Source organism: Lentzea sp. NPDC060358 (assembly GCF_042725365.1).
In the GTDB taxonomy this organism is placed as follows: Bacteria; Actinomycetota; Actinomycetes; order Mycobacteriales; family Pseudonocardiaceae; genus Lentzea.
Map to the genome: position 1 here is coordinate 1 of NZ_JBHXCW010000281.1, position 9,260 is coordinate 9,260.

At 70.2% G+C, this 9,260-nt stretch carries 11 protein-coding genes and 1 pseudogene; 7 read left to right on the plus strand and 5 right to left on the minus strand.

Features of this window, described 5'->3' with window-relative positions; all coding sequences use genetic code 11:
* Positions 1–25 precede the first annotated feature (25 nt).
* Positions 26–736 carry an HAD-IA family hydrolase gene (locus ACFWGZ_RS36105; protein WP_382456083.1) on the minus strand — a complete coding sequence of 237 codons (711 nt, stop codon included), beginning with the start codon at positions 734–736 and terminating at the stop codon, positions 26–28.
* Positions 737–788: 52 nt separating this feature from the next.
* Here ACFWGZ_RS36105 and ACFWGZ_RS36110 point away from each other — a divergent pair, with 52 nt between their 5' ends.
* Positions 789–1,436, plus strand: a complete 648-nt coding sequence (locus ACFWGZ_RS36110; RefSeq protein ID WP_382456084.1) for a GntR family transcriptional regulator — start codon at positions 789–791, stop codon at positions 1,434–1,436.
* A 447-nt stretch (positions 1,437–1,883) separates the two neighbouring features.
* Here the strand turns inward: ACFWGZ_RS36110 and ACFWGZ_RS36115 are convergent, their stop codons facing one another.
* Positions 1,884–4,346 (minus strand): transglycosylase domain-containing protein, encoded by a 2,463-nt coding sequence (locus tag ACFWGZ_RS36115; protein WP_382456085.1) that lies wholly within the window; start codon positions 4,344–4,346, stop codon positions 1,884–1,886.
* A gap of 238 nt (positions 4,347–4,584) precedes the next feature.
* On the opposite strand from ACFWGZ_RS36115, the gene ACFWGZ_RS36120 reads away from it, so the two are divergent.
* Entirely contained in the window at positions 4,585–4,875 is a 291-nt protein-coding gene (locus ACFWGZ_RS36120) for a WhiB family transcriptional regulator (RefSeq protein ID WP_382456086.1), read from the plus strand.
* Between the two features lie 15 nt (positions 4,876–4,890).
* Here ACFWGZ_RS36120 and ACFWGZ_RS36125 read toward each other — a convergent pair whose 3' ends face one another.
* Genes ACFWGZ_RS36125 through ACFWGZ_RS36135 form a run of 3 tightly spaced genes read right to left on the minus strand, consistent with a single transcriptional unit; the run spans position 4,891 to position 7,300 of the window.
* Positions 4,891–6,015 carry an ArsA family ATPase gene (locus tag ACFWGZ_RS36125; RefSeq protein ID WP_382456087.1) on the minus strand — a complete coding sequence of 375 codons (1,125 nt, stop codon included), beginning with the start codon at positions 6,013–6,015 and terminating at the stop codon, positions 4,891–4,893.
* The gene (locus tag ACFWGZ_RS36130) at positions 6,012–7,004 is read right to left on the minus strand and encodes an ArsA-related P-loop ATPase (RefSeq protein WP_382456088.1); all 993 of its coding nucleotides are present in this window, start codon (positions 7,002–7,004) and stop codon (positions 6,012–6,014) included. The genes ACFWGZ_RS36125 and ACFWGZ_RS36130 overlap by 4 nt, the downstream gene beginning before the upstream one ends.
* 44 nt (positions 7,005–7,048) lie before the next feature.
* Entirely contained in the window at positions 7,049–7,300 is a 252-nt protein-coding gene (locus ACFWGZ_RS36135; protein ID WP_382456089.1) for a hypothetical protein, read from the minus strand.
* A 68-nt stretch (positions 7,301–7,368) separates the two neighbouring features.
* Between ACFWGZ_RS36135 and ACFWGZ_RS36140 the strand changes: the two genes are divergently transcribed.
* From ACFWGZ_RS36140 to ACFWGZ_RS36160, 5 genes and pseudogenes are all read left to right on the plus strand, one after another.
* Positions 7,369–7,524: a DUF4177 domain-containing protein gene (locus ACFWGZ_RS36140; RefSeq protein ID WP_090069797.1), complete on the plus strand. Its 156-nt coding sequence runs from the start codon at positions 7,369–7,371 to the stop codon at positions 7,522–7,524.
* On the plus strand, positions 7,521–7,976 hold the full coding sequence (locus ACFWGZ_RS36145) for a RidA family protein (RefSeq protein ID WP_382456090.1): 456 nt from the start codon (positions 7,521–7,523) through the stop codon (positions 7,974–7,976). The genes ACFWGZ_RS36140 and ACFWGZ_RS36145 overlap by 4 nt, the downstream gene beginning before the upstream one ends.
* 1 nt (position 7,977) lies before the next feature.
* Positions 7,978–8,580 (plus strand): hypothetical protein, encoded by a 603-nt coding sequence (locus ACFWGZ_RS36150; RefSeq protein ID WP_382456091.1) that lies wholly within the window; start codon positions 7,978–7,980, stop codon positions 8,578–8,580.
* An 11-nt stretch (positions 8,581–8,591) separates the two neighbouring features.
* Positions 8,592–8,867 (plus strand): hypothetical protein, encoded by a 276-nt coding sequence (locus ACFWGZ_RS36155; protein ID WP_382456092.1) that lies wholly within the window; start codon positions 8,592–8,594, stop codon positions 8,865–8,867.
* A 48-nt stretch (positions 8,868–8,915) separates the two neighbouring features.
* Positions 8,916–9,260, plus strand: a pseudogene (locus ACFWGZ_RS36160) (hypothetical protein); the annotation flags it as partial.

The window sequence follows — 9,260 nt, forward strand, 5'->3', positions numbered from 1 at the left end:
TTTCCGGACCGCTGCGGCACTGCTCTCAGAACGCCTCGTCGACCGCGTCCGCGAACTCGCCCATCGACCCGAACTCCAGGTCGTAGCGGAACTCGCCGGACGGCCGCGGTGTCGCGCCCCAGCCGGGCCGGTCGTGCCGGCGGTTGATCCACACCGACGGCAGCCCCTCGCGCTTGGCCGGAACGTGGTCGTGGAACAGGCTTTGCGCCACGTGCAGCAACCCCGACCGCTCCACGCCGAGCTCGCCGAGCTTCGCGTCCAGCGCCCGGAAGTGGTTCTCCGCCGGCTTGTACGCGCCGACGTCCTCCGCGGTGATGATCGCCGCGAAGTCCCCGCGCAGCTGCCGGTTGCTGCCCGCGAACCCCGCGCGGTGCACGTTGGACAGGATGATCAGCCGGTAGCGGGAGGCCAGCCGAGCCAACGCGTCCGCGGAGTCGGGGAACGCGGGCCAGTCCGGCACCGAGCCACCCAGCCGGCGCGCCCACTCGTCGCTCACCTCGCGCCCCAGCGCGGCACCGGTCCGCCGGAACGCCTCCGCCAGCACGTCCGGGTACAGCGCCGTCGGCGTCGCCGCCTCAACGGCCGCCTCCTCGTCCGCGTAGGCGAGCAGCAGCTCCTCGTCGGAGAGACCGAGCCCCTCCGCCCACGGCGAGAGCACCGCGGCGATGCCGGCCTCCCAGTCGATGAGGGTGCCATAGCAGTCGAAGCTGAGCGCCTGGAACTTAGTCAGGTCCATGTGTAGAACTGTAGTACAGTTCAACTGCGCAGCAGCTAGTTAGACTGGCCACATGTCCGCCCTCGAAGGCCTGGCAGTGCGCCGCACCACCACGGCCCAGCAACTGGCCGACGGCCTGTCCGAACGGATCATGGCCGGCGCCTTCGGCCCCGGCGACAGGCTCAGGGAGAGCGCGATCGCCGCCGAACTGGGCGTCGCGCGCAACACCATCCGCGAGGCCGTGCGCATCCTCGAACTCACCGGCCTGGTCCGCTACGAGGTCAACCGCGGCGCCGTCGTCATCGCCCCCACCCGCGAGACGGTCGAGGCGCTCTACACGGCCCGCGAACGCCTGGAGACCGCCGCGATCGCCCGCACACCGAGCCCGGCGCAGCTGGAGGCGATCACCGACGCGTTCGCCTCACTGGAACAGGCCGCGCGCACCGGTGACGCAGGTCTGGTCATCGACCGCGACCTCGCGTTCCACCAGGCCATCGTCGGGCTGCTCGACAGCACGAGGCTCTCGGAGTTCTTCGCCGGCCTGACCAAGGAGCTGCGCTTCTACCTGGCGGTGCTGAGCAAGTCGGAGACGCCGGACGAGGTCGTCGCCGAGCACCGGCTGATCTTGGACGCCATCCGGGGTGGTGATCGCGAGCGGGCGGTCGCCGAGATCCGTGCGCATGTGGAGACGAGCGTGCGGCGGTTGAGCGAGCTGCTGTAGGCCGCGCTTAGCGGGGTTGGCAGGCGGGGATTTCTCGTAACGAGCGCGCCCCTCGTAACGAGTGCGCCCCTCGCATCGAGTGCGCCCCTCGCAACGAGGGACCCCCTCGCTGAAGTGCGCCCTTGCTTGAAGTGCGCCCCTCGCTTTGAGGGATCCCCTCGCCTGAGGGGAACCCTCGCCACGAGGGCCACTCAAGTCCACTTAGGTTTCAGCGCCCTCGCATGGAGCGCGCCCCTCGACCGCAGTGCGCCCCTCGACCGCAGTGCGCCCCTCGGTCGCAGTGCGCCCCTCGGTCGTAGCGCGCCCCTCGGTCGTAGCGCGCCCCTCGGTCGTAGCGCGCCCCTCGGTCGTAGCGCGCCCCTCGGACTCAGCGCGCCCCTCGCCCAGGCGTGCCCTCACTCCACCCCGCCGGACACCGCCCAGCACTCACCACCCACCGCCCAGGCCCTACCGCCCAGGCCGCCCCGGCTCAGTGGGCAAGGTGAAGGGAGGCCGGTTCCCGTTGCCCGGCCCCGGCGACCCCGACGGCGGCGGGTTCGGCGTACCGGGCGGCGGCTCGGTGGGTGCGGGCGGCGGCACGTAGCCCGAGCTCACCAGCAGCGTGATCACCGTGCCGCGCAACGCGTTGCCGCGCGGCGTCTGGCTCACGACCGTGCCCTTGGGCTGCTCGGAGTTCACCGACTGCTGGCTCGCCTTGTAGCCCGCCTGGTCGAGGGTCCGGATGGCGTCGTTGACCTGGCGGCCCACGACGTCCGGGATCTGGATCTCCTTGCCGCCCTTGAGGTAGCGGGGTTCGACGGCGGGCAGCTGCGACACCGGGGCCGAGCCGTGCACCTTCGTCATCGTCTCGAACCACGTCTTCGCAGGGATGGTGCCGCCGAAGATGTTGCCGTTGCCGCACAGGCGGGGTGCGCCGTTGCCCGCCAGGCAGATCGGGCGGGGGGTGGTGCCGTCGTTGAACGTCTGCACGGCGCCCGCGAAGTCCGGGGTCGCGCCGATGAACGCCGCCGACTTGTACTCCTCGGTGGTGCCCGTCTTCGCGATCATCGGGCGGGTCCACTTGGCGGCGCGGGCGGCCGCGGCGGCGGTGCCGTTGCCGACGTCGTCCTTGCTCATGCCGACCGCGAGGCCGTTCGCGAGGCCCTCGGCGACGACCTGCTCGCACGGCGCCTCGTTGAGCGTGACGGCCTTGCCGTTGCGGTCGAGCACCTTCGCGACCGGGGTGGGCGGGCACCACTTGCCGCCGCTCACGATGGTCGCGGCCACGTTCGCGAGCTCCAGGGTGGACACCGGGGCCGGGGAGAGCGTGAAGGAGGCGTTGCCGCCGTTCTGCTTGTAGAACTCCGTCTGCGAGACGCGGTTCTGCTTGTCCTTGGCCTTCGGGTCGGGACGGGTGCCCTGCAGGTTCGTCGCCATCGTCTCGCGCATGCCCAGGCGCGAGGCCATGTCGACCACCGCGTCCATGCCGGTCTGCTCTTCCAGGATCACGAAGCCGGTGTTCGGCGACGTGGCGAGGGCCTGCTGCAGCGACATCGACGACGGGTAGCTCGAGTCGAAGTTCGAGAGGCAGTACCAGCGGGTGCCGGGCTCGCCGGTGCTCGGGCAGCGCTGGGCGCCGCCCTTGAAGACCCGCGAGGTGTAGGACGTCGGCGTCTGGATGACGTTCTCTATGCCGAGGCCCTTCTCGAGCGCCGCCGCGGCCGTGAAGACCTTGTAGACCGAGCCCGCGCCGAACTTGTTCTCGACGCCGCTCGGCAGGTCGTACGTCGTCTGGCGCAGGTCGGCCTTCAGGCCGTAGTCGCGGTTCGCGACGAGCGCCAGCACCTCGTGGCGCTCCTTGCCGGGCTTCACGACGGCCATGGTGTTCGCGATGCCGTCGACGCCCTTGCCGACGCCCGCCTCCGCCGCGGCCTTCGCCTGCTGGGTGACCGTGCGGTCCAAAGTGGTCTGGATCGTGTAGCCGCCGGTGCGCAGCTGCTCCTCGCTGAAGCCGGCGCGCTGGAGGTAGTTCACGACGTACGAGCAGAAGAAGCCGTTCTCGGGTCCGGCGCCGACGCAGCCGTTCGGCGGCGTGCGCACCGGGTTGGCGAGCCCGAGCCCTTCCTTCTTCGCCGCCTCGCCCGCGTCGCGCGACAGCTTGTCGTTCTCGACCATCCGGTCGATCACTTTGTTCCGGCGCTCCAGCGCTTTGTCCGGATACGCTTCGGGGTCGAGCGCTGACGGACTGTTCACCATTCCGGCGAGCATCGCCGACTGGGGAACCGTCAACTTGTCGGGCGTCGTGTTGAAGTAAGCCTGGGCGGCCGCGGCGATGCCGTAAATGGTCGAGCCGAATGGGACGACGTTGAGGTAGCGGGCGAGGATCTCCTCCTTGCCCAGCTTGCGCTCGAGCTGCAGGGAGATGCGGGCCTCGCGCATCTTGCGCGCGATGGTCTGCTCCTGGGCCTTGGCCTGCTCGAGCTTGTTGTTCCGCGCCACGACGTGGACCAGGTAGTTCTTCACGTACTGCTGGGTGAGCGTGGACGCGCCCTGCGAGACCGAGCCGCTGACCTGGTTCGTCAGGCCCGCGCGGATCGTGCCCTTCCAGTCGACGCCCTGGTGCTCGTAGAACCGCCGGTCCTCGACCGAGATCAGCGCCGCCTTCATCGTCGGCGAGATCTTCTCGGGCGGTGTGAGCACCCTGTACTGGTCGAACAGGTAGGCGATGGGCGCGCCCTCCTTGTCGGTGACTGTCGTGATCAACGGTGGGTCCGTCGTCACGAGGTCGGCGGAGATGCTGTCCACGGTGTCGCTGGCCCTGTTCGAGACGAGGCCGGTCGCGCCCACGACTGGGAACAGCATGCCGGCGAGGAGAACCCCAGCCAGCAGGCACAGGCCGAGCATCTTGAGCACGCCATTCCTGACTCGCACGCGGGCCAGCGTACGCCGTACACGAACGGGTGAGCGTGATCAGTAAGTGCCGTTACTCAGCATGAGTAGAGATACGCAAGACAGGTAACAGTCGGGTGACCCAGGGTTGGAAGGGGAACCGAACGGCACTACAGTCCGTCAACGTCCAAGGAATGCAGTCGTGGCTCGAACGCTACGGCATCCGTGGCAGGGGTGTGGCGGATTTTCCACATTTGGACGGCACTGAGGAGTGGGGGATATGAACCAGGGGGATTGGCGTATCAACGCTTCGTGCAGGGATGAGGAGCCGGACCAGCTCTTCGTCCGAGGTGCGGAGCAGCGCAAGGCGAAGCTCGTGTGCCTGGGATGCCCGGTGCGCATGGAATGCCTGGCCGAAGCGCTGGACAACAGGATCGAGTTCGGTGTCTGGGGAGGCATGACCGAGCGCGAACGCCGCGCTCTGCTGCGCCGTCGCCCGGACGTGGAGTCGTGGTTCGAACTGCTCGACAACGCACGTCAAGAGCACGTCGAGGACACGAGGGTCGGTTAACGGCAGGTGAACATCTCATTCACCGGCGAGACGGCGGCCGATCTCCCGTAGGCCGTCGAGGTCGTGCACGTCCGCGGGCAACGCGGGCACGCCGACCAGCGACACACCGGGATGAGCACGCGTGAACCGGGCGAGCAGCCGCTTCTCTCGATCGGCGACTGCCACCCGGTCCGCGTGCAGCCGGAGCACCGCCGCGGCGAGCGGCGCGTTACCGGAGCGGTCGAGGTCGGCCGCTGCGGCGAGCGCCTTCGCCGCGGGCAGGTCCGCCGCGAGCACCGGGTGGGTCCTGTTCGCGACGAGGCCGCACAGGGGCATGCCCTCCGCGCTGAGCCGTTCCACGAAATAGCTGGCTTCCCGCAGCGCGTCGGGTTCCGCCGCCGCCACCACCACGAAACCGGTTCCGGGCGAGCGGAGGAGTTCGTAGGTCCGCTGGGCGCGCTCGCGGAATCCTCCGAACATGCTGTCGAAGGCCTGGACGAAGGTCGACGCGTCCTGCAGCAGCTGGCCGCCGACGATCGTCGAGACGGCGCGCGTGAAAAGGCTGAAACCGGTTCCGACGATCTTCATCAGGCCGCGGCCGCTCGCCCGCGCGGGCGCCGAGAGCATCCGGATGAACCGGCCGTCGAGCACCGTCGACAACCGCTGCGGCGCGTCGAGGAAGTCGAGCGCGGACCGGCTCGGCGGGGTGTCGACGACGACGAGGTCCCACTCGTCCTGCGCCACCAGCTGGCCCAGCTTCTCCATCGCCATGTACTCCTGCGTGCCGGAGAACGACGACGAGATGGTCTGGTAGAAGGGGTTCGACAGGATCTGGTCGGCCCGGTCGCGGCCCGCGTGCGTCAGCACCATGTCGTCGAACGTGCGGCGCATGTCCAGCATCATCGCGAACAGCTCGCCCTTGGGCTCGAAGCCGTCCACCACGACCTCGCGCGGGTGGTTGTCGAGCTCGCGCAGGCCGAGCGACTGCGCGAGCCGCCGGGCCGGGTCGATCGTCAGCACGACGACGCGCCTGCCGCGTTCGGCCGCCCGCAACGCCAGCGCCGCCGCCGTGGTCGTCTTGCCCACGCCGCCGGAGCCGCAGCAGACCAGGACGCGGGTCTCCGGGTCGTCGAGCAACGGGTCGAAGTCGAGCTTGTTCACCGCACACCCGCCGCGACCAGCACCTCGGCCAGTTCGTAGAGGGCCGCCACGTCGACCCCGTCGGTCAGTTCCGGCAGGTCGAGCGTCGGCAGGTCGGACTCGCGGAGCAGTTCCATCGCCTCCTGTTGCGACTGCACCCTGATGGCGTGCTCGACCGTCTCGTCGACCAGGCCCTCGAGCGTGAACTCGTCGAGGTCGAGACCGGCGGCGGCGAGGCCCGCGCGCACCCGCGACCCGTCGACCCTGCCCTCGGCGGCGACGGGGATCGAGCGAGCCGGCAGCCGTTCCGGCTGGACCCGGTTCACGAGCACCGCGCCCGGTCGCAGGTCGGCGCCGTCGAGCTCGGCCACCGCGTCGAGCGTCTCGCGCACCGGCATCTCCTCCAGCAGCGCGACCAGGTGCACCGCGGTGTCACCCGAGTGCAGCAACCGGACCACGCCCTCGCTCTGCCCCTTGATCGGCCCGACCTTGGCGAGGTCGGCCATGGCCTTGGTGACGTCCAGGAACTTGACGACGCGGCCCGTGGGCGGCGCGTCGAGCACGACGGCGTCGTAGAGGTGGCGGCCGTCCGGGCCGACGCGGTTCACGCACTCCTTGACCTTGCCGGTCAGCAGCACGTCCCGCAGGCCGGGCGCGAGGGTGGTCGCGAACTCGATGGCGCCCATCTTGCGCAGCGTGCGGCCCGCGAACCCGAGGTTGTAGAACATCGCCAGGTACTCCAGCAGCGCGGCCTCGGCGTCCACGGCCAGCGCGTGCACCTCACCGCCGCCGGGCGCGGACGCGATCCGCTCCTCGGAGTACGGCAGCGGGGCGTGGTCGAAGAGCTGGGCGATGCCCTGCCTGCCCTCCACCTCGACCAGCAGCACCCGGCGGCCGCCGGTGGCCAGCGCGAGAGCGAGCGCCGCCGCGACCGTGGTCTTGCCGGTGCCGCCCTTGCCGGAGACCACGTGCAGGCGGGCACGGGTCAGCTCCTCGGTCCACGACGTCACACGTCCAGACTAGGTGTGAATTCGGTCGAAGGTGGACTGGTCGGTCAATCGACCATGGTGAGGAAGAGAACGGCGAAGGCCGTCGCGGCCACCAGTGCCCAGGCCACGACCGACGGCAGCCACAGGGCGATGCCGATCGTGACGACCACCACGACGACCAGACCGATCAGCCCGGCCTGCACGACCTGCTCGCGCCGGCTGTGCTTGCGGTCGCGCACCTGGGCCATGGCGACGAGCACCATCACCAGCCCGCCGATCGCGAACAGGCTGGTGGCGACGATCCGCCAGGTCTCCACGTGATCAAGGTAGCGCCAAGGGAGACAACCCCGCAGGCATCGATCGGGTGGCGCGTTAGGCTCCGCGCATGACGAAGTGGGAGTACGCGACCGTGCCGTTGTTGATCCACGCCACGAAGCAGATCCTCGACCAGTGGGGTGACGACGGCTGGGAGCTGGTCACGGTCCTGACGAACCCGACCGGTGAGCAGCACGTCGCGTACCTGAAGCGGGTCAAGGCGTGAGCGGCTGGAAGACGCGGCTGGAGGAGCTCGGCATCGAGCTCCCCGGTGTCGCCGCCCCGCTCGCCGCGTACGTCCCCGCCACGCAGAGCGGTCCGTGGGTCTTCACCTCGGGCCAGCTGCCCTTCGTGGACGGCAAGCTGCCCGCCACGGGCAAGGTCGGCGCGGAGGTCTCCCCCGAGGAGGCCAAGCAGTACGCCGCGACCTGCATCCTCAACGCGCTGGCGGCCGTCGACGCGCTCGTGGGGATTGACTCGATCAAGCGAGTCGTGAAAGTTGTCGGGTTCGTGGCCTCCGCCGAGGGCTTCACGGGGCAGCCGGGTGTCGTGAACGGCGCCTCGGAGCTGCTGGGGGAGATCTTCGGCGACGCGGGCAAGCACGCCCGGTCGGCCGTGGGGGTCGCAGAGCTGCCGATCGGCGCTCCGGTGGAGATCGAACTGATCGTCGAGGTGTGACATGTCGGACACGTGCCACGAACTGCTGCTTCGGCTCGCCGGGCGCCTTCCTGACGACCTGCTGTGGCGGTACCGGGACTGGGCGGCCTCCGACGCGTACTCGGTGCTCGCGCGGTCGCTGCCGCGCACGCTGCTGCACGGGCGCATCCCCCTGACGGACCACGAGACTCGCCTTTTGCTGGACGCGCTCGTACCCTATGGGGCCGAACCCGGTGCTCTCAGTTCGGTCAAGGGGCTGGACGAACTGCCCCCCACCGACTACACCTTTTCCCCGGAATCACCCGATCGGGTGTCCATGGGGGATTCCGCGACCGTCGTCCTCGGTGCCACGCTGCGTGGCCGGAACGGGGTCGGAGAGGTTCGCACCTGCTGGCGCATCGGTCCCTCCGGGGTCAGCCGCGTCCTGCTGGTGGCGGCCACGTCCGGCCACGCCCGGCTGACCGGCGAGTTGCAGCGCGTTCTGCGGGCGTTGGGCGAGCACGACCCGTGCGTCGAGGTCGTGCCGTCCGGTCTGGACCTGCCGCCCTACCACCGGGCGGCGCTGGCGGCATCGGAGCTGGTGTGCGCCGGCGCCGAGTCCGAGGAGCACCTGGTGCTCAGCTAAGGAGAGTTGCCGTGACGAACGACGGTGTCGGCCTGCCGGTCCGTCTGCACGATCTCCTGCTGTCGATGGCCGGGCGGATCGACGACGCCGCCCTGTCGCAGGCCCGCGAGTTCCTCGCGGTCGGAGAGCTCGACCGCGCGGTCGAGATGCTGGTCGGAACGCTTCTCGCCGGCGGCATCCCGGTGCTGCCCGACGAGCGTGCGGCCATCACGTGGGCGTTGCACGAGGTCCGCTCGGACGCGTCGCTGACCGACCGCCTGCCGGTCGCGGAGATGCTCCCTTTATAGCGCCAACGATTCACGTCCGAGACCGACCCGGTCTCGGACGTCACCGGTGTGCTGGCCCGCGCGGTCGCGGTGCTGCCCGACGTCCGCTCGGTGCGGGCCGTCTGGCGCTCCTCGCCGACGGGGTCGACACCGGGACCGCTGCCGCAGCGGGTGGTGCTCGTGGACGTCGGGCCGCAGGGATTCCCGCCCGCGACCGCGTACCGGATCGACACGATGCTGCGGAAGGCCGGCGTGCGCGCCGCGGTCGAGGTGCTGACCACCGGGACGCAGCTCGGCGAGTACCACGCGGCCGCGATGACGTCCTCGCAGCAGGTGCCGATCTCCTCCGCCGCGGCGATGAGGGTCGCCGAGCCGGTCTCGCCGCAGGGGGCCTGGTTCGACCAGTCCGAGGAC

Coding starts and splice junctions, on each gene's coding strand:
- ACFWGZ_RS36105 (WP_382456083.1), bottom strand. CDS start 736: ATGGACCTGACTAAGTTCCAGGCGCTCAGCTTCGACTGCTATGGCACC.
- ACFWGZ_RS36110 (WP_382456084.1), top strand. CDS start 789: ATGTCCGCCCTCGAAGGCCTGGCAGTGCGCCGCACCACCACGGCCCAG.
- ACFWGZ_RS36120 (WP_382456086.1), top strand. CDS start 4,585: ATGAACCAGGGGGATTGGCGTATCAACGCTTCGTGCAGGGATGAGGAG.
- ACFWGZ_RS36140 (WP_090069797.1), top strand. CDS start 7,369: ATGACGAAGTGGGAGTACGCGACCGTGCCGTTGTTGATCCACGCCACG.
- ACFWGZ_RS36150 (WP_382456091.1), top strand. CDS start 7,978: ATGTCGGACACGTGCCACGAACTGCTGCTTCGGCTCGCCGGGCGCCTT.